The 18,299-nt window shown below is 68.5% G+C and carries 13 protein-coding genes and 6 pseudogenes; 7 read left to right on the forward strand and 12 right to left on the reverse strand.

Annotation, left to right across the window (positions count from 1 at the left end; translation table 11 throughout):
* Positions 1-236, reverse strand: a pseudogene (locus ACGFU7_RS36085) (2-oxoglutarate dehydrogenase, E2 component, dihydrolipoamide succinyltransferase); the annotation flags it as partial.
* A 67-nt stretch (positions 237-303) separates the two neighbouring features.
* Here ACGFU7_RS36085 and ACGFU7_RS36090 point away from each other — a divergent pair.
* The gene (locus tag ACGFU7_RS36090) at positions 304-900 is read left to right on the forward strand and encodes a transposase (protein WP_393701684.1); all 597 of its coding nucleotides are present in this window, start codon (positions 304-306) and stop codon (positions 898-900) included.
* A 26-nt stretch (positions 901-926) separates the two neighbouring features.
* Here the strand turns inward: ACGFU7_RS36090 and ACGFU7_RS36095 are convergent, their stop codons facing one another.
* A complete protein-coding gene (locus tag ACGFU7_RS36095; protein ID WP_393701784.1) occupies positions 927-1,385 on the reverse strand; it encodes a hypothetical protein in 459 nt (152 codons plus the stop codon).
* Here ACGFU7_RS36095 and ACGFU7_RS36100 point away from each other — a divergent pair.
* Positions 1,308-1,506: pseudogene (locus ACGFU7_RS36100) on the forward strand (DUF4158 domain-containing protein); the annotation flags it as partial. The gene ACGFU7_RS36095 and the pseudogene ACGFU7_RS36100 sit on opposite strands and share 78 nt — an antisense overlap.
* Positions 1,507-1,637: 131 nt before the next feature.
* Here ACGFU7_RS36100 and ACGFU7_RS36105 read toward each other — a convergent pair.
* Complete coding sequence (locus ACGFU7_RS36105) at positions 1,638-2,591, reverse strand: DUF5996 family protein (RefSeq protein ID WP_393701686.1); 954 nt, start codon at positions 2,589-2,591, stop codon at positions 1,638-1,640.
* 508 nt (positions 2,592-3,099) lie between these two features.
* Between ACGFU7_RS36105 and ACGFU7_RS36110 the strand changes: the two are divergent.
* Positions 3,100-3,705: pseudogene (locus tag ACGFU7_RS36110) on the forward strand (alpha/beta hydrolase).
* A 259-nt stretch (positions 3,706-3,964) separates the two neighbouring features.
* Here the strand turns inward: ACGFU7_RS36110 and ACGFU7_RS36115 are convergent.
* Both ACGFU7_RS36115 and ACGFU7_RS36120 read right to left on the reverse strand, forming a co-directional pair.
* Positions 3,965-4,942, reverse strand: coding sequence for an MBL fold metallo-hydrolase (locus ACGFU7_RS36115; protein WP_393701688.1), 978 nt, complete (start codon positions 4,940-4,942; stop codon positions 3,965-3,967).
* On the reverse strand, positions 4,926-5,513 hold the full coding sequence (locus ACGFU7_RS36120; protein WP_393701690.1) for an ArsR/SmtB family transcription factor: 588 nt from the start codon (positions 5,511-5,513) through the stop codon (positions 4,926-4,928). The genes ACGFU7_RS36115 and ACGFU7_RS36120 overlap by 17 nt, the downstream gene beginning before the upstream one ends.
* 220 nt (positions 5,514-5,733) lie before the next feature.
* On the opposite strand from ACGFU7_RS36120, the gene ACGFU7_RS36125 reads away from it, so the two are divergent.
* Positions 5,734-6,246 carry a hypothetical protein gene (locus ACGFU7_RS36125; protein WP_393701692.1) on the forward strand — a complete coding sequence of 171 codons (513 nt, stop codon included), beginning with the start codon at positions 5,734-5,736 and terminating at the stop codon, positions 6,244-6,246.
* Positions 6,247-7,015: 769 nt separating this feature from the next.
* On the opposite strand, the gene ACGFU7_RS36130 is transcribed toward ACGFU7_RS36125, so the two are convergent.
* The 3 genes and pseudogenes from ACGFU7_RS36130 to ACGFU7_RS36140 all read right to left on the reverse strand — a co-directional run bounded on the left by ACGFU7_RS36130 (position 7,016) and on the right by ACGFU7_RS36140 (position 9,042).
* Positions 7,016-7,372, reverse strand: coding sequence for a DoxX family protein (locus ACGFU7_RS36130; protein WP_393701694.1), 357 nt, complete (start codon positions 7,370-7,372; stop codon positions 7,016-7,018).
* 281 nt (positions 7,373-7,653) lie between these two features.
* Positions 7,654-8,494, reverse strand: a pseudogene (locus ACGFU7_RS36135) (transposase).
* Positions 8,495-8,682: 188 nt separating this feature from the next.
* A complete protein-coding gene (locus tag ACGFU7_RS36140) occupies positions 8,683-9,042 on the reverse strand; it encodes a hypothetical protein (RefSeq protein WP_393701696.1) in 360 nt (119 codons plus the stop codon).
* A gap of 69 nt (positions 9,043-9,111) precedes the next feature.
* Between ACGFU7_RS36140 and ACGFU7_RS36145 the strand changes: the two are divergent.
* Positions 9,112-10,386, forward strand: a pseudogene (locus ACGFU7_RS36145) (transposase); the annotation flags it as partial.
* 93 nt (positions 10,387-10,479) lie between these two features.
* Here ACGFU7_RS36145 and ACGFU7_RS36150 read toward each other — a convergent pair.
* Positions 10,480-11,229, reverse strand: a complete 750-nt coding sequence (locus ACGFU7_RS36150; protein WP_393701697.1) for a TioE family transcriptional regulator — start codon at positions 11,227-11,229, stop codon at positions 10,480-10,482.
* 58 nt (positions 11,230-11,287) lie between these two features.
* Here ACGFU7_RS36150 and ACGFU7_RS36155 point away from each other — a divergent pair, with 58 nt between their 5' ends.
* Complete coding sequence (locus ACGFU7_RS36155; protein WP_393701698.1) at positions 11,288-12,490, forward strand: erythromycin esterase family protein; 1,203 nt, start codon at positions 11,288-11,290, stop codon at positions 12,488-12,490.
* Positions 12,491-12,571: 81 nt separating this feature from the next.
* Here the strand turns inward: ACGFU7_RS36155 and ACGFU7_RS36160 are convergent.
* The 3 genes and pseudogenes from ACGFU7_RS36160 to ACGFU7_RS36170 form a co-directional block, all read right to left on the reverse strand.
* Positions 12,572-13,048 (reverse strand): annotated as a pseudogene (locus tag ACGFU7_RS36160) (site-specific integrase); the annotation flags it as partial.
* A gap of 312 nt (positions 13,049-13,360) precedes the next feature.
* On the reverse strand, positions 13,361-15,454 hold the full coding sequence (locus ACGFU7_RS36165; protein WP_393701700.1) for a DUF6351 family protein: 2,094 nt from the start codon (positions 15,452-15,454) through the stop codon (positions 13,361-13,363).
* Positions 15,455-15,907: 453 nt separating this feature from the next.
* The gene (locus ACGFU7_RS36170) at positions 15,908-17,050 is read right to left on the reverse strand and encodes a mandelate racemase/muconate lactonizing enzyme family protein (RefSeq protein ID WP_393701702.1); all 1,143 of its coding nucleotides are present in this window, start codon (positions 17,048-17,050) and stop codon (positions 15,908-15,910) included.
* A 235-nt stretch (positions 17,051-17,285) separates the two neighbouring features.
* On the opposite strand from ACGFU7_RS36170, the gene ACGFU7_RS36175 reads away from it, so the two are divergent.
* Positions 17,286-18,287: a LacI family DNA-binding transcriptional regulator gene (locus ACGFU7_RS36175; RefSeq protein ID WP_393701704.1), complete on the forward strand. Its 1,002-nt coding sequence runs from the start codon at positions 17,286-17,288 to the stop codon at positions 18,285-18,287.
* Positions 18,288-18,299: the final 12 nt, after the last annotated feature.

Genomic DNA, 18,299 nt, shown 5'->3' on the forward strand with positions numbered 1-18,299 from the left:
GGCAGCGCGGGCAGCGCGGGCAGCGCGGGCAGCGCGGGCAGCGCGGGCAGCGCGGGCAGCGCGGGCAGCGCGGGCAGCGCGGGCAGCGCGGGCAGCGCGGGCAGCGGCGGCGAACGGGCCGTATCCGTTGGCGATGCGGGTCCGCGACGAGCTCGGCGAGCTATTCGCGGATGTGGAGTTCGCCCAGGCGTTCGGGGTGCGAGGCCGGCAAGGGTGGTCGCCGGGGCAGCTGGCACTGGTGACGGTGCTGCAGTTCCCCAAAACCTCACCGCCCGGGCCGCGGCACATCGGATGCGGTTCGGGATGGACTTCAAGTACGCGCTGGGCCTGGAACTGGACGATCCAGGTTTCGACGCCTCGGTGCTGTCCGAGTTCCGAGCTCGTCTGGTCGCGCACAACCTGGAGGAGCGGGCCCTGGACCTGCTGCTTGCCGCGTTGAAGAGCAAGGGCCTGGTGAAGGCCGGCGGGCAGCAGCGGACGGACTCCGCTCGCGTGCTCGCCGCGGTGCGCGACCTGAACCGCCTGGAACCGGCCGGCGAACCCCTGCGAGCCGCCCTGGAGGCTCTGGCCTGCGCGGCACCCGGCTGGCTGTCCGAGGCGGTACCGATCCCACAATGGACAGAACGGTACGGGCCGCGGATCGACTCCTGGCAGCTGCCCTCCTCCCATGCCAAGCACACCGAGATGGCACTGGCCTACGGCCAGGACGGCTTCTCGCTTCTGGAAGCGACGCACGCTGCGGACACGCCGTGGCTGCGGGAACTTCCGGCGGTGCAGATCCTGCGGATGGCTCGGCCGCTACAGCTTCACCCCGTCCGTCCCGCACGAAGAACTGCGGCCCCTCGCGACCCGGACGCGGTCGGGCTGGACGATGATGACGATGGTGGCGAGGACGTGTAGTTGTCGTCAGTCCGCTGGTCGTGTCTTCAGCACCCCCTGCGGTCGAGGGCGGCGACCTCGTGTACGGCCTCGGCGATGGCCAAGAAGTCCTTCTTGAGGATCGCACCGTGGTTGCTGGCGACCTTCGCGCCGATCTGGATGTTCGGGTTGCGGACGGTCACCGCATCGAGGCTGGTGCGTATCCGTTCCTGCTCATCACCGCGGCTTCCCACGGACGTCCCCGAAGCGACCACATACCGCACCGGGACGGTGATGTCGTCCAGCACAGGGCCCAGCTCGCGCTCGCGGGCGAGCCTGCCGAGCTCGATGTTGTTGTCCGCCATCTGTTCGGCATTCATCCGCGGGGCCGGGCCCGTCGGGCGCAGCAGCGGCAGGAACCAGCCCATCCGCCGAAACAGCTTCCGGACCTGGCCGGGCAGCTGGGCATCGAGGACGCCTCCTGCGTGAAGCGGTACACGGACCTGCGGCAGACGCTGTACAACCACGCGTGGGAGATACGTGACGCGTACGGCTACCACCCTTTTCGAGGACCACGATCAGGGCCGGAAGTTCCGGGCGTTCCCGCACGGGCGGGCGTGGACCCACGCCGAGGGCCCGAAGGCTTTGTGTCGACTTCGCTCGTCTGCTTCGCGCATGTGGTCCGCGCGGACGACACGACCTGGTCGACGAAGACCTTGCTTCCATGCAACGGCTACTGAGCGACACCTGGTCTTCCGAGTCAGGAATCTCGACCTGAGTCAGCCGTGCTGGTGCTGGACGAGCGCGGGCGGTGTCCTGCTCATGTACCAACCCTCGACGCGGGGTCCGAGAAGGTCGGACGGCCAGCCTGCCGTCTCGACGGCCGCATCGTAGACGGCGTCACCGAACGCCACAATGGCCTGGTGCGGGTCCGCTGTCTCCCTGAGCTTGGCCCACGGCAGACGAACCAGACCAGCGTCGGGATGCCAGGCGGCGCCCTCAACACCCCAGGACCGGCCCCCGAGACCGTCCGGCTGGGGCCAGATGTACGCGTACATGCCGGCGTTCGGCGCCTTGGCATCCCCGAAGGAGAATCCCACCGACACGTACGCGTCAAGCTGGGCGTTCTGCATGAACGGCGGCTGGTGGGACGGCGGCACGGTGGGCCGCGCCCGGTAACGCGTGGCGGACAGGTCGAAGCCGCCCCACATCACTCCGACCCGGGGGCGGTGTCCCAGGAAAGGGGCCTGCCACGCCTCGAGCCCGTCAGCGGCGAGGTTCAACGCTGTCCAGATCAGCCGGGCCGTATGGACATCCCAGGTGCGTTCGACGTGATCGTCCTCGAAGCGCGGCGGGGCATCCGGAATCTCGCAGATCAACGAGCTGCGCGGTCGGTGTATGCCGAGCTCGTCTGCCGCATCGCAGAAGGACGCATAGAACATGGCGACTGACCCCTTGGCCAATGGCACCGTCCGCGAGCCGTTGTCGGACTCGATGACTACGCCACCGTCGAGCAAGCTGTAGTGCACCGTGAAGGTCACGCCTCGCTGCCGAAGGGTTGGCGTTCTGAGCCCCCGGGGGGTGACATCGAGGACGGTGTTTCCCCAGCCGACTTCGAAGGGCTCGTCGAGGGTGTACTTGCCTGCGACCTGTACCACCCGGTTCACGTAGTCAACCATGGGCGCCAGGTCCTCATAGACCAGCGTCGGCCACGCATTGAGACGTTCGCTCACAGAGAGCCTCCCAGCGTATCGATGGGATCAGTGGGAGTGGACGTCAGGTGATGCGCCCGCTCCCCATGCAGCGACGGGCGGGCCTCGGCCACCGAACTGTGATCCAGTACCCAATTCTCACACGCAGGTCAGGGTCCTGCCCGCTCGGTGGCGCCGGGCGTCCGACGTGCTGGGCCAGCAGCCGCGCATCTTCATGCCGGCACGGTGATCACGCCGGATCGCCGTGTACAGCTCGACCTTGGACAATGGCCGAACCGATCGATCCCTCGTTCGCCGATGCCGAACCGACCGCCTTCATCGAGGCTGTTCGGCAGGACCCCGGACCTCCCGCCCGTGCCGTGGGCGCGGCGGAGTTGCGGCGTGCGCAACTCCGCCGCGCTGAAGCCCGGCCTCCGGGCCCCGAGATCGACCACGTCGAGGATCTAGCGGTCGGCTCGGCTGCCGTGGGGCCCGCTTCTACCGGCCTTCGGCGGCGTTCCGGCCGCTGGTGGTGTTCCTCCATGGAGGGATGTGGACGATCGGCGATCTGGAGTCGCACGATCTGGCATGCCGTCGATTGGCACTCAGGACCGGCACGGCCATGCTGAGCGTCAACTTCCGTCCTGCTCCGGAGCACCCGTGGCCGGCTGCCGTCGACGACTGTGTGGATGCCATCCGGTGGGCAGCGGCCGGCGGAGGTTCCGGTGTCGGGATCGGAGGCCCGACCGTCGTCATGGGCGACAGTTCCGGCGGGAACCTCGCCGCGCCGGCCCTGCGCCTGCGCGATGAAGGCGGACCGCTGCCGGCCGCCCAGATCCTGGTGTACCCCAACACCGATCTGACACTCTCCTGTCCCAGCGCGCGGTCGAAGGCCACGGGTTGGGGCCTGACGACCGACGATGTCGCGTGAGGGGCCGAGCAATGGGTCCCGGACCCGTCCCGGCGCGCCGACCCCGGGGCCAGCCCGCTGTACGCCGCAGACATCGGCGGGCTGCCGCCCGCCGTTGTCGTCACCGCGGAGCATGACCCGCTTCGGGATGAGGGCGACGTCTATGCCGCCCGGCTTGCCGACGCGGACGTTGCGGGTCAGACACCGCTGCGAGGCCGGATTGGTCCACGGATTCCTCACCCTTGACACCCTTTCTCCCGCCGCCGCGGAGGCGGGAGAAAGGGTCTTCGCGGACGTCGCCGACCTGCTCGACCACGTCCGCTGACGCCTCGTCAAGCAGCGGCGACCTCGGCGCGCTCGGCCAGGACACCGCGCTCGAAACGGGTCCCGGCCCGGACCAGGGACACCAGGTGAGGAGCGTTGTCCTCGCTCCGAGCGTCCACCGGGTCAGCTCTGTGGCGGCTCGGACAGACTGTGTCCCTTTCAGGTGGGCCAGGACGCAGGCTCAGCGACCGTGCCGGTTCCGGGTACCGAGGGCGGCAAGGCTCAGGCGGAGCTTGTTGACCAGCGCACGGGTAAACAGCCTGGGCAGAGCGCTCGTGCAGGGGCCGTTGAAAATGATGAAGTCGTCGAACCTGTGCACGCCGGGTCGGCCTGCGACGGACACGGCGGCGTCGCGGACCGCTGTCAGCTGGTTCACCGTCATCTGCAGTGGCGCTTCGCCCGGCTGGTAGGTGGCCCCGAACGGGAAGTCATGGCTGGGTCGCCGGGTCATCTCGATGTGGCAGCCCAGCACGTGGGTCACCGGTCGGGACTTGCTGAACGCGACCAACATGTCGAGCGTGGCGGTGAACGCGGTGAAGTCGCGGGCGTAGAGCCGACCCGGGTAGACCGTGTCACCGGTGAGCAGGAAGCCGGTCCACGGGTCGTAGACGGTGATTGCCGCCTCGTGGTGTCCGGGGGAACCGATCACCTCCAGGACACGTCCGCCCAGGTCGAACTGGACCGTCTCTTGCGCCCAGTCGCCGAACCCGAAGAAGGATCGGACGGTGTCGGCGTCCCTGGTTACCACCCGGGTCGCCGGGCGGTCGGTGAACTGCCCGTCCCCGGCAACATGGTCGCCGTGCCCGTGGGTGTGGGCGACGACCAGCTCATAATCTGAGCGTGGGTGCTGGTCGAGCCATTGGGCCAGAAGTGCGTCGACGGTTTCCCGTAGGGGAAACGCCTCCGGATCCGCAGTCGCGCCGGTGTCGAGCAGCAGGGCCCGCTCGTTGCCGAACAAGAGGTAGAGGAACGGCGCCTCGAAGCTCACGGTCTTGCTCTGACGCAGGATGAAGGTGTGCGTGTCGTAGGCGTGAACCTGGATCTTCGGGTCGGTGTTGTGGCGTTTCGACGGCGAGCCGTGGATCCAGTGGACGTCCAGGGAGCCGGACACCGGTGCGCGGTCCACGAAGTCGATCAGGCTGTCATGTATCGGTTTCATTTTCGCTGTCCCCCAGGTCGAGGTCGGGTAGCGGGGATGCTGCCAGGAAGAACCGGACAAGGCGTTGCCCGGGCTGGAGCTGGGCGCCGTTGGCCTCGGCCTTGGCGACGTAGGGCGCAAGAACCTGGCTCCACTGTTCTTTGATGTCGGCGAGGTCGGTGGTGGTAAGAGGGACCGTCGCTGCTGCGTGAACGACTGCGTGTCGCCATTCGACGGGCTCGCCGGGTCCTCGCTGGAGATAGTCGAGGATCCGTTCGGTCTCCCGCTTGGTGACGACCTGGCCGAGATGCTGGGCCGCGGTCGGGTCGAGGCCGTATTCGGGGGCCAGGCGCAGGCGCCGGTCCGTAAGGCGCCACAGTCGCTCGCGCCGGTCGCGGCCGAGGCCGGCATCCTCGACGAATCCGTATCTGGCGAGCTGGCGCAGGTGGAACGAGCAACTTGCCTGCGAGACTCCGAGGATCCGCCCGCACCGGGCGGCCGTCGCCGGGCTGATGGTGCCCAGCAGTTCGATGAGGTCGAGCCGTAGAGGATGAGCCAGGGCCCTGATGGCCTTCGGGTCGCTGATCTCCATATCCAAAGAATACTTTGGGACATGGAGATGTCAACGACTTCTTTGGCTTTTCCATCAGTACCTGCGCCTCACCACATTGGTTCCCTCACCGCAAGACCGTCCCTGGGGCCGATCGCCATCGGCAGGACGGGTACCCGCAATCGCCTGGAGGCGGTGCGGGAGGCCCGGCACCAGGACTGGCGGTAACGGCCGTCGATGCCCGCCGGCATAGTGTGCCCGCATGCTCCGACGGATACGGATCATCAGACGCCCGGCCGCCCTGGCGGCAAATCTCGCCGCCGTCCTCGCCACGGCCTCGGCGCCCGCCACGGCCGACGGCTCCCGCGAGGTCGCGTTACGGCTCCAAGCCCTGGCGACCTTCCGCATGTACAACGCAGACGAGGGCGCCGAGGCCGCGAACGGTGACTTCGTCGTGCCCGTCGCCGTCACGCCCAGCGACAGCGGCCCGGCCCGCAACGTCAAGGGCGTCGTGGACGCGTCGGGGCTGGAGGGCGTCGCCCGGGTGGAGAAGGGCGGCTACGGGAACTGCACCGGCGAGGGCCCGGTGTTCACTTGCGAGTACGGCAACCTGCAGAACGGCGACGGGGAGGCCAACGCGCCCTTCACCCTCCACGGTGTGGACGGCATAGAGCCGGGCGACAGCGGGGGCCGCCATGACAGCCAATTGCCCCGAGTACGGCACGGGTTGGACGGTCGGGGTGGAACATCCTGTCTCGGCAAGGTACGGCTCTGACCGCTGCCGCAAACGGGCCTGGCAGCGGCGCACAGAACGGGGCGGGGCGTGAGGCCGCGCGTCCCACCACGGTGAGATCGCTCCGCGCGCCCGGGACGTGCGCCCCGGCAGACCGCATCAGGCCGAGCCGAGGTGCTGTGCGGCACTCTGTACTACCGCAGCCTGCTGTCCACCCGCCCCATCGACGAGGACGCGGTCGTCGGACTGCTGGACATGTTCATGGCCGCGTATGGAACCACCGACTAGGACTCGACCGCGGCTCCCCGGCGTCCCGCCGGCAGTGACAAAGAGGCACAGACGCCGAGGTATCGACCACTGCCCGCTTCCAGTAACGGGATGAGCGATTCGAGGACCGTGCAGGTCACCTCCACGCGAAGCCTTCCAGGTCATCACCCGCCAACAGCCCAGCCGCTGCCCACCTCCAGGCGGAAGGCAGGGACACGCCCAGGTCACACAGCCCGATGCCCGGCTCTATCCACCAACCAGCACGCCCAGTCCCGCCAACCAGGGCGCGTATCGGGTTGTGATCAATCTGCGGGATTCGCCTTCGCGGCGGGGACTGATCCGGTGCATCATTTTGCGTGACGAGAGTGCAACTGACAGACACACACCGGGAGTTGATCGAGCCGTACCTACCGTTCGGCGAGTTCGGCCCGTGCCCCGCACGGCTCCGACAGCAGTTCGAGGGCGCGATCTGGCGGGTCAGCGGGGCGGGGAGGACGGCGACGGCCGCCGTGGTGACGGGCGCGGAACTTCTGGGCCCTGCGGGTTACCAGGGGCCGTGGTAGAGCAGGCCCAGAGCCAGGGCGGCCACCGCGGTGGAGAGGAACACGATCCCGCCTACGATGTTGCGGGAGCCCACCCGCAGGTGGGCGATGATTGCGCCGATGAAGTACAGCACGAGGCCGGAGGCGGCGAGGGTTCCCAGGAGCGGCACGACGAGCCCGGCCAGCAGCCCCACGGTGCCCGCTGCCAGCAGCATGCCCAGCACCGGTACCCACTTCCGGGGCACGCCCTTCATGTCCGCCTGGGTCTTGGGGTATTCGTGGCCGATCAAGTAGGTGACGGCGGCGGCACCGTTGAAGACCGCGCCGAGGATGGTGACCGTGACGTAGGCGGCGAACACGATTTCTCCGTTTCTATGGGGAATAGTATTGCTGGGCACTGCGTCGTGGGATGCCCTTCTCCTGGATGACGAGCCAGCGACTCGATTTGTGACATCGGTTGGCAGCCGGGCGTGCCCGTGGCCTCGAACGCCTGTCAACCGTTGAGCAACGCCGCGCGATGGTGCTGTCGGGGGCTGGGATGCTTCCTGTGCGCTGATGATCGTCCCGGGTCGCCCCGGCACGACACCAGGGCGGGCAACCGACCGTACGCGCTACTCCTGGAGCGCGAATGGTGTTGTGATCAAGGGGCGGACTGGATGAGGTCTTTGATCCAGATCATCGAGGCGCGCAGGTGGAGGCCAGCGAGGTAGCTACCTGGGGTCTTGTCGTATCGGGTGGCGATGCCTCGCCATGCCCTGAGCTTGTTGATCAAGCGCTCCACGGTGTTCCGCTCCTTGTAGAGGCCGGCGTCGTGCCTGAGGGGCCGACAGGCCCTCGGACCCGTATCCGCCCCAGCACGGGGATGAACTGCGGGCTGTCCGCGGCCTGCCCCGCGGTCAGGATGAACGCCAGAAGGCGGCACTTCCGGTCGGCGACGAGGTGGACCTTGCTGGTCTGCCCACCCCTGGAGCGTCCAAGGAAGGCGGCCTCAGTCGTAGCTGCCACCGACGCCCGGATACGTCGTCGCTCCTCCCGCTCGGGATCGCTTTCGGCGTCCTGCCCGGTTTGTCCTTCGAGACCGCCCCCTTTGACCTGACCCTCTCCTCCTCGGCGCCGGCCTTCTCCCAGGCGGTGAAGACATCCTCGCCCAGGTGCATGCCGACAGCGTCGTGGTGAGCGCGCGCGGTGGTGGAGTCGACGCTGACCAGGGACAGGTCCACCCCGCCCCGCTTCACGGCCTCCGTGATCAGGCCCTCCAGCAGAGCCTCGAACACGCCTGCGTCCCGCCACTGCCTGAAGCGGTTGTGCACGGTCGACCAGGCGCCGAACTCCTGTGGCATCTCCCGCCACTGCCCGCCCGTCTTGAAGCGCCAGATCACGCCCTCGGACTGCTGCCGCAGCCGCTCGGGGTAGTACTCGCCGATCGGAAGGCAGGGGTCGATGAACTCCCACTCCGCATCCGACAGTTGTACTCGCGTCATGCAAGACGACCTACAGGATCAGACCCCGCCACACGGGCGAATCCGCAGATTGATCACGACTCGATACGCGCCCTGAGGCACTCAGTCACAGGTAGCAGTGAATCTGGCGGCGGTCACTGCGGCCGAGCAGGTCATCGCCGACAGCAAACCCTCCGCCCTGGCCCACCCGCCCTCCGCGCACTTCCCACTCAGTCGGCAATATCGTCAAAGGTGAGGTGCTGCCCCCATGGCTGTTGGAGCGAGACAGGGTCAGGCAGCTCGATGCTGTGCACGCGTGGCTGCCACTGCCCACAGACCACACCCCCAGAACGAAGCTGCAAAGTCAGTCTCATGCGAGTGAGGTGCGGTTCTACGCGCTGGATAGTTTCCAACTTGGCTCCGCCATGCCAGTAAGCGCCGCCGAAGGCTTCGATCTCGTCTGGCGGAGGAACGTTGCCTTCGAGCCGACGACCTTCTCCCCCGATATCGATGCGGCGAAGCCCCAGGCGATGCAGCAGCCAGGCCCATCGCGAAGGGTGAAACTGCAGCCAAAAACCGTTGAGCTCCACATCGGCCTGCCCGTGATTCGTCAGCTGAATCCAAAACTCAACGTGGTGATCAACGTCCCTGCTTTCCTGGTGGAGGCGGTGCTGCCCCGCATCGCCCTCCCGGAGGCACTGCTGGAGGTCCTCTCCTGGACCGGTGCCGGCGCCGCGTTCCCCTCGGTCGCCGGCGGCGAGGCGAGGCTGGGTGACCTGAAAGTCACGATCGCCGCGCTCCTCGTGGCACACGGGTGCAACGTCGGCTACACCCCGGTCATCGGCTCCGCCGACGCGCTGAAGTACGACCGCCTCTCGCACGTCGACCAGACGTATCTGCGGCTGGCGACGTACCGGGCCGCGAACGCCACGCTGATCGGCTATCAGGCGTCCATCCCGCTCGCGCAGGCGTGGGGCGGCGGCCTGGTCGCCTCCGTGGACGGCATGCGGTTCATCGTCCCCGTCCCCCAGCGTGTACGCCCGGCCGAACGCGAAGTACTTCGGGCGGCGCGGTGGCGCGACCTGGCTGAACATGATCAACGGCCAGGCGGCGGGCCTGGGCGGGAAGGTGGTGGCCGGCACCCCGCGCGACTCGCCGTACGTGCTGGACGTCCTCTACGACCGCGACGGCGGCAAGCGCCCCGAGATGAACGTCACCGACACCTCCTCGTACTCCGACACCGTCTTTGGCCTGCTCACCCTGGCCGGGTTCGCGTACGCGCCGCAGCCGGCAGACCTGCCCGATCAGAAGATGCGGCGGATCGACCGCACGGCCGACTACGGGGCCTTCCAAGCCGTGGCCCGCGGCCGGATCGACCTCGCCCGTATAGAGCGACACCGGGAGGACATCCTGCGCATCATCGGATCCGTCCACACCGGCGCCGTGCGCGCCTACGACGTCATCCGCATGCTGTCGCGGGATGGGCGCCCCCCCCTCCGCTCGGGGACGCGATCGCGCACTACGGGCGGATCGCCAAGACCCTGCACATCCCGCGCCTGGCCGACGAGCCCGGCTACCGCCGCCAGATCAAGGTGCAGGCCAACCTTCAGGAGGGCCGCCACTCCCTCGCGCAGAAGATCTTCCACGGCAGGAACGGGCAGTTGTACCAGCGCTACCAGGACGGCGCGGAGGACCAGACCGGCGCCTTCGGCCTGGTCCTCAACGCCCTTTTCCTGTTCAACTCCAGGTACATGGACGCCGCGGTCACGCAGTTGCGCGCGAACGGTTTCGACGTCCGCGACGAGGATGTGGCCCGTCTCTCGCCGTTCGTGCGGCATCACATCAACATGCTCGGCCGGTACTCGTTCCGGCTCCCCGATCTGCCCAGTGGCCTGCGGCCCCCGGGTGATCCGACCGCGGTCGATGAGGAGTAAGGCCCGGGCCGGACCGGGCCGACATCGGCGGACGGGTCAGCCGAGACGGAACCGTTGGTCACTCTTGCTTCTCTTCAGCTGGCGACCGAAGTCTCATCCGCGCTCGCGGAGGTACGCCTCCAGCTCTGCGGCCCCGGTCAGCATCGCCCGCCCGCGGGCGGACAGCCGGCCGTGCCAGTCGCACAGTGCGGTCTCCAGCGGCTCCAGCCCGCCGGCCGCCCGCACCTGGGCGATCAGCGGGGCGATCTGCTCCAGCAGGTAGCCGCCCCGCCTGAGCTGGTGGGCCAGCCGGGCGTCCCGTACGTCGGCCTCGTCGTAGACGCGGTACCCGGTTCGCGGGTCGCGGCGCGGGCTCACCAGCCCGGCGCGCTCCCATTTGCGCAGCGTCGCGGGCCGGATTCCGAGCTTCCCTGCCAGCGGCCCGATGAACGTGCCGCCGGGCCCGGACACCGCGGCTGGTTCGGACCCCACACCGGGCTCGGGCGCCGTCGTGGGCTCCAGGTCGCGGAGGGCGCTCTCCACGGCCTGGAGTGTCCGCCGGTCGTCGAGTAGCTGGGCGTGGCTCTCGTCGATGAGGCGGAACGCCTCATCGACCGCGCCCTGGTTCACGGCCCGCATGATCGACGTCGCCGTCCGGTGGCCGTGGCCGGGCACCAGGGTAAGAAACGCGCGCAGGGCCCCCGCGTGCAGCGAGGTATAGGTGCGGTAGCCGTGGGGGGTGCGACCGGCGGCCGGAAGGATGCCGGCCTCCTCGTAGTTCCTGATCGCCTGCGTGGACAGACCGTGCCCGCGCGCCAGATCAACCGGCCTGAGTCGCTCACCGTTTTGAAGGTTTCGTCCCATGGGACTGACGATATCGCGGGGAAGTTTCAACCGAAGGTTCAACGATACCGTTGAAGGCATGGCTACTGACATCAAGGAAACCGCCCATGCCGTCGAGGCCGCCGCCGTCATGAGGCTGCTTCCGGCCCGGCCGCGGCTGCTCGCCCTGGGCGAGCCCACCCACGGCGAGGACACTCTGCTCGACCTGCGCAACGAGCTCTTCCGGCAGCTCGTCGAGCAGGAGGGCTACCGGACGATCGCGATCGAGAGCGACTGCATGATGGGCCTGGTCGTGGACGACTACGTCACCTCGGGCACGGGCACTCTCGACGAGGTCATGGAGCACGGATTCAGCCACGGCTGGGGCACCTCCGCGGCCAACCGCGAGCTCGTGCGCTGGATACGGGCGTACAACGACGGTCGGCCCGCGTCCGAGCGGCTCCGCTTTGCCGGTTTCGACGGCCCGCTGGAGATCACCGGCGCCGCGAGCCCCCGGCAGGCCCTCACCGCACTCCACGGCTACCTCGCGGTCCGGGTGGACGTGGACCTGCTCCCCTGCACCGGGGAAACGCTCGACCGCCTGCTCGACGCCGACGACCGGTGGACCAATCCCGCCGCGATGATGGACCCGGCCCAGTCCGTGGGGCAGTCGGCCGAGGCCGGTCAGCTGCGGCTGCTCGCCGACGATCTGGTGGCGCTGCTCGACGCGCAGATGCCGCACCTGATCACAGCGACCTCGCGGGACAACTGGGACCGGGCACGCCTGTACGGGCGCACCGCGACCGGCCTGCTGCGCTACCACTACTGGATGGCCGACACCTCACCGAGCCGCATGACCCGGCTGGTGGGCCTGCGGGACCAGATGATGGCCCACAACCTCCTCGCTGTCGCCGAACGGGGCCCGGCACTGGTCCATGCCCACAACGCGCATCTCCAACGGGGCAAGAGCACGATGCGGATGGGCGGGATGCCGCTGGAGTGGTGGAGCGCCGGCGCAATCGTGAGCGCCCACCTGGGCGAGGGGTACGCCTTCGTGGCCACGGCCCTCGGCACTATCCGGCACCAGGGAGTGGACACCCCGCCGCCGGACACCGTCGAAGGACTCCTGTACGCGCTCCCGGAGGACCGCTGCGTCATCGACGCCCCGCGGCTGGCCACCGCCCTCGGCGACACGCGGCCCCTGCCCCGCATATCCCCCTGGTTCGGCTACGCCCCGCTTGACCCGGCCCACCTGGCGGACAGCGACGGCATCGTGTTCGTCAAGGACGTCCCGCAGAGCTAGTGCCACCATCAGCAGTCCGGCCTGTAGGGGCGCCTCGGATGCGCGGGAGGCGTCCCGGCCGTCAACGGCGAATACGACCGCTCAGCGCCGGCCGCCCCCGGGCGCCAGCAGGCTGGTGACCTCCGCGATGGCCTCCGTTGACGGCTTGAAGCACCGCCTCACGTTTTCCGGCTTGCGATGCCTCGACTTGGCCATGAGCATCAGCAGGCTCGCTCCGGCCTCCCCGGGGTGGGTCAGGCCGGAGTGCCTCCACTCGTGTAGGTCCCAGCCGGTGCCCTGCCCGGCTGACGCGGTGTGCTGGTCCAGCAGCGCACGGGCCTGCCCGTACGACAGCCGGGCCAGCCCGGTGTCCAGGCGCACATCCCGCGGCGAGACGACCTTGCCCGGTCCCGGGCGGCGGTGGGTGACGAACACCGGGCCGCGGGTGCGGCCCTTGACCAGGCGGGGCAGCAGCCGCGCAGTGCCAGCGTCCCGGTAGACCGTCTCCAGCACGAAGTCCTCACGCGCCCGACTGCCCCGGCGCCGCGCGTCCGCCCCCTTGGCCTTCACCGGCGCCCGGCCAGGTCCAGCTCCTCGATTCCGATGTTCCTCAACCCCCAGCCACCCAAGAAGGCCTTGCACTCCTGGCCATGGCCAGGAGTGCAAGGCCGGGGGGCTCGTCTTCCCCGATCGTGCGCGGCACGGCTGCGATGTTCGGGGCTGACACGCCGTCCACCTTGCACCTGGGGACACAGATAGACGAGTAGTTCCGAAGTACTCAATGGCCGAAGGGGCGTTGTCGGACCTGCACGCTACATTAGGCGGTATCCGTCCGGGCCGGCCTTCTGTCCCTGCCCCTGCCCCCAGTTTTGGCTCCCTGCCGCGATCCTGTTACTTCCGGTCGAAGGAGAGCCATGTACCGGCGAGGTCCTGCTGACCCGCCCCGGGCCTGGACCAGTCGCAGACACCGTCCCGGAAGATCGCCTCCAGATCCTTGAACTGACCGTCAGTCACCGGCACTCGGTAGTCGGAGCGGATCGCAGGACGCTTGCGGCACTTGACGATGTCGTTGGCCACATCGGCTCCGGCGACCATCCGCGGCGATGTCCACACCGGGTAGAGGGTGTTGCACTCGGTGTTGTCGATGCCCTCGACCTGGGGCTCCGCGATCTTCTTCGCACCGATGCCACGGGTCCAGCAGGCGTCCGTGAGACCCTGCGGCTGGTGGCGGACGATCTTCTCGATGGGGGCGTCGTTGCCGGAGTCTCCCTTGATGCCGGTGAGCCACTGGTCCATGTCGGACAGCATCCCGGCGAGAGTGAATCCGTGCCCGTTGGAGCGGGTGAGCATGACCTGGTTGGCGTGGGTGCCGTTGGCCTTGTCCAAGCGCGCCCGCGTGGAGAAGGACTGGAAGCGCATGTGCATGTCGCCGGCCGCCGCGTCGTCCGTGTAGTCGCGGTAGTCGATGATCGGAACGTCGGCGAGGCCGGCACCGCCGTTCAGCATGCGACCCGTGCGGTAGGCCGTCCGTACCGCCTTGAGATCGGCGACGGTGCGCTCCGCGGCGGGCTTGGCGTCGTCGTCGAGGCCGCCGATGCGCCGGTTCAGGTCGATGAACTGGTCCATGTCGATGGTCCCGTTGTTCAGGGCCTCAAGTCCGTACTGGATACCGGTATTGTCGAGCGGCCTGCGCGCCTTCCCGGTCTCCGGTACCTCGCCGTAGACGTTCACGGTGTGGCTGTAGACGTCACAGCGGGCACCGTCCGGGTTGGTGTCGGGGTCGTAGCGCTGCCCCTCGGGCAGCTGCGGCGGACAGAACACCGTGGGGTCGATACGGCCGCCGGCCCTGGCCAGGCTGCCGATGCTCTCCCACTTCCCGAACCCGGAGACCGCCCTCTGCTGCTCCTTGGTGAAAGCGTCCGGCGCGACGTCCTTGAAGTAGTGGTTCAGGAGCTGGGCGTCGCTGAGCGTCTGAATCGTCCCGAAGCCGACGTCGGGGAAGCTGCAGCCGGAGAGGATGCCGTCCAGCAGACCCGGGTAGTTGTCGGCGATCTGGTGGGTCTGGTACGAGCCGCCGGAGCAGCCGTTTCCGATGGTGAAGGCCGGGTCGCCGTACGTCTCCACGAAGCGTTCCTTGACCATGCTCATGGTCTCGGCGGCCAGCAGGTCGTTGCAGTTGTTGCCGAAGACGTTCAGCGTGGACGATGCGACGCCGTAGCCCTTGCTCAGATACGTGTCATTCATGATGCCGACGGTGTTGCGGCCCTGGACGTGCCAGCCGCCGTTACAGCCCCCGCCGAAGCCGTACACGAGGCGCCCGTTCCAGCCCGGCCCACGCTGCAGCGGGTCGGGGGTACCGGACATCGGGTCGTGCAGCACGGCCGTCTCGTAGATGCCGCGGTTGATGGTGCCGGTCTCTACGCGGACGATGTACGGCACCTTCTTGCCCGCGCTCGTCGTGGCGGTCGCCACGTCGGCGGGACGGACGTTCTCGTCGGGCAACGGAACGAACTTGCCGGCCGTGGTGCGATACATGTAGTCGACGCGGGTCTTGACCGAGCAGTCCTTGTCGATCGGCTGCCCGAGGGTGCCGCCGGTGACCGTCGTGAACTCGGCAGTGTCACAGATGAACGGCTGCTCGTGCGGCCCGGAGAACACCGGCCCCGTGATGGGGTGGTTCTTCAGGGTCAGTTGTCCGGAGTCTGCGCTCTGGGCCCTGGCCGTGAGCCTGTTGTCGCCCTTGGACAGCTCCTTCACCACGCCCATCAACGCATTGTCACCGGAGGGCCGGAAGCTCGGGGTCACGTCCCGGCCTTCCACCTCGACCCGGACTTTGTCGGCTGCTACGGAGGCCGGCACCTCGACACGTATCAGGGCGTCGTCTCCCGACACCGTGCCGGGCCGCGACGACACGGCCGTCACCTGCAGCTTCTCGCGTTCCTGACTGCCGGCCGGCGTCGCCGACGCGCCTACCAGCACGCCCATGAACGCTACGCCGGCAAGGCCCAGTTTGACCGGCCTCGCGGCTCCTCTGAACGACACGACGGAACTCGCCTCACTTCCTGGAATCGGAGATCGTGCTCAGTGTGTAGACGCGGGCTGTGGGCCCGCCGGGACGGTGATGCGAAATGTCCCGTTGTCATGGTGTGCGGCTTCTCAGCCAGTGGCATGGACATGGCAATTCTGGCTCGCGTACGGGCTGTACCCGCCGACGAAGACGCCGAGGGACTTCAGGCAGGCCCGGATCGGCTGCTTGTTGCCCCCGTACGGCGGTGGCGGACGGGACGACCGGAACAACTACGTCGCAGACGAACCGGCGCCGTCCCCGCTCTGGTGTTCCGGCAGGGACACCGGCGGCTGATACGGCGGGGTGAAGGAGTCAGGTCGGGCCCGCGCCGGTGGCCACGTCAAAGGCCTGCACGTTCCGGCCCTGCCCGGCTACCAGTTGGTGAACGCCCCGTCCGCCGTGCGCAAGTGCGGGCGCTCGGCCGCCGCGGCCTGGTACCGGCGCGCCGCCTCCCGGTCGATGTCGACGCCGATGCCGGGCAGTTCGCTCAGCTCCACCCGCCCCGGCAGGACCGTCGGCCGCGCGGTGAAGAGGGCGGCGATGGCCGGCTCGGGGTCGGTCTGGTGCTCCTGGATCGCCACATTGGGGCAGGCCAGGTTGAGTTGGAGCGAGGAGGCGGCGGTGACCGGGCCGAGCGGGTTGTGGGTGGCGAGCTTGATGTGGTGGGTCTCCGCCATCGCCGCGATCTTCTTCGCCTCGGTCAGGCCTGCGGCCACCCCGACGTCCACGCGCGCGTAATCGATGAGGTCGTCCTCGATGAGTGTCCTGAACTCCCATTTGGAGCCGTACTGTTCACCTGCGGCCAGCGGTACTCCGGTGCGGGCCCGCAACATGCGGTAGCTGTCCGGGTTCTCACAGCGCAGCGGGTCCTCGACGAAGTACGGGCGGGCCGCCTCGATCTCCCGGCACAGGGTCAGCGCCTCCGGCGGATCCAGGCGCGTATGGACGTCGAGGATCAGCTCCACCGTGTCGCCGACCGCGTCCCGCACCTGGTGGAAGAGGTCGACCGAGTCGCGCAGGCAGCGGCGGGCGTCGAGCGTGCCATCGGCGTCGTGCGGCGAGGCGAACCGCAGATGACGCCAGCCCTGGGCGACCAGGTCGCGGCAGCGGTCCAGGAACCACGCACGGTCGTGGTAGCCGTCGCCGACATGCACATAGGCGGGTACGTGATCACGCACCCGGCCACCGAGGAGTTCATGCACCGGTACGCCGAGCGCCTTGCCCTTGATGTCCCAAAGGGCCACGTCCACCGCCGCGATGGCGGCGCCGAGTATGCGGTCGGCGGGGAAGAACCCGCGCCGGAACATCACCTGCCAGAGATGCTCGATCCGTCGCGGATCCTCGCCGACGATCAGCTCCGCGAGGTGCTCGAGACCGCCCGCGACCGCCCGTTGGCGCGACCTGATGCCGACCTCGCCCAGGCCGTGGATGCCCTCGTCGGTGTCGACCACGACCAGCATCATGCTGTCGCCGTGGTCGGGGAGAGTCAGCACTTCCAGGCCGGTGATCTTCATTCCACTCCTCTATGAAAACGTTCCCGCAATTTCAGTGCCGTTCTTGAGAACACATCATCGGCAGCAGTCGAGGCGAAGCGCAAGACCCGTGCATCCAGAAGGTTTCCCTCGATGAAATACTCCTGACACACGTCTTGACACGCCCTGGGAACGTTCGCAAACATCAACCGCATTCGCAGGATCCAGATGCGAGACGGCCGGGGTCCCCCGGCTCAAGACGACGAGGAGGCCGTCCGTGGCAGTAACGATCCGGGAGGTGGCGAGCGCCGCGGGCGTCTCGGTGTCGACGGTGTCCCGTGCGTTCACCGCACCCGACCAGGTGCAGCCGACGACGCGGCAGCGCATCCTCGACGCCGCGACCAAGCTCGGCTACTCCCCCAACCCGGCGGCCCGTTCACTGCGCGGCGGCGGCACCGGAACGCTCGGCCTGATCGTCCCGGACATCGCCAACCCGTTTTTCCCGCCGATCATCAAGGCGATGCAGGCCCGCGCCCGGCACCTGGGCTACACGGTCCTGGTCGCCGACAGCGACGAGCGCGAGGCGGACGAGCTGGCCGCCATCGCGGCCGTATCGAAGCGGGTCGACGGCCTGATCCTGTGGGCCTCCACCCTCACCGAGAACCGGCTCCATGAACTCGCTGGCCAGATGCCGCTGGTGGTGGTGAACCGTCATGTGCCGGGCATCCCCGAGGTCCGGATCTCACTGTCCGCCGGCATCGCGCAGGCCGCCGAGCAGCTGAAGGCGTACGGCCATCGGCGCTGCGTCTTCATCAACGCGTCCCGCGCCGAGCTGAGCCGCGGCAAGTCCATCCAGGAGTCCTTCGAAGCGCTCGACCTCTCCCTGTCCGAACTCGGCCCCTACGAGCCGCGGTTCGAGACGGGCGTGCACGCCGCGACCCTCGTCGCCGCCCACGATGCGACGGCCGTGATCGCCCACAACGACCTGGTCGCCCTCGGCGTGCTGCACCAGATGGCCAACCTCGGCGTGAGCGTGCCGCGCGACGTCAGCGTCATCGGCATCGACGACACGCTGCTGGCCTCCGTCTCCACCCCCAGCCTCACCACGATCAGGATCGACCCCGAGGAGATCGCCACGCGTGCGGGAGACCTCCTGATCGAGACGATCGCGAGGACAACAGACCGTTCTGGAAGGGGAGTTGAAGTCAGTACTCCCTTCGTCGAGATCGGCTCCCGCCTGATCCCCCGCGCCTCGACGGGCCCCGCACCCGCCCACTGATCCACGGCGCAC

This window comes from Streptomyces sp. NPDC048473 (assembly GCF_043200155.1).
Classification (GTDB): domain Bacteria; phylum Actinomycetota; class Actinomycetes; order Streptomycetales; family Streptomycetaceae; genus Streptomyces.

Coding starts and splice junctions, on each gene's coding strand:
- ACGFU7_RS36125 (WP_393701692.1), top strand. CDS start 5,734: ATGCTCCGACGGATACGGATCATCAGACGCCCGGCCGCCCTGGCGGCA.
- ACGFU7_RS36150 (WP_393701697.1), bottom strand. CDS start 11,229: ATGGGACGAAACCTTCAAAACGGTGAGCGACTCAGGCCGGTTGATCTG.
- ACGFU7_RS36115 (WP_393701688.1), bottom strand. CDS start 4,942: ATGAAACCGATACATGACAGCCTGATCGACTTCGTGGACCGCGCACCG.
- ACGFU7_RS36120 (WP_393701690.1), bottom strand. CDS start 5,513: ATGGAGATCAGCGACCCGAAGGCCATCAGGGCCCTGGCTCATCCTCTA.
- ACGFU7_RS36170 (WP_393701702.1), bottom strand. CDS start 17,050: ATGAAGATCACCGGCCTGGAAGTGCTGACTCTCCCCGACCACGGCGAC.
- ACGFU7_RS36165 (WP_393701700.1), bottom strand. CDS start 15,454: ATGGGCGTGCTGGTAGGCGCGTCGGCGACGCCGGCCGGCAGTCAGGAA.
- ACGFU7_RS36155 (WP_393701698.1), top strand. CDS start 11,288: ATGGCTACTGACATCAAGGAAACCGCCCATGCCGTCGAGGCCGCCGCC.
- ACGFU7_RS36090 (WP_393701684.1), top strand. CDS start 304: ATGGACTTCAAGTACGCGCTGGGCCTGGAACTGGACGATCCAGGTTTC.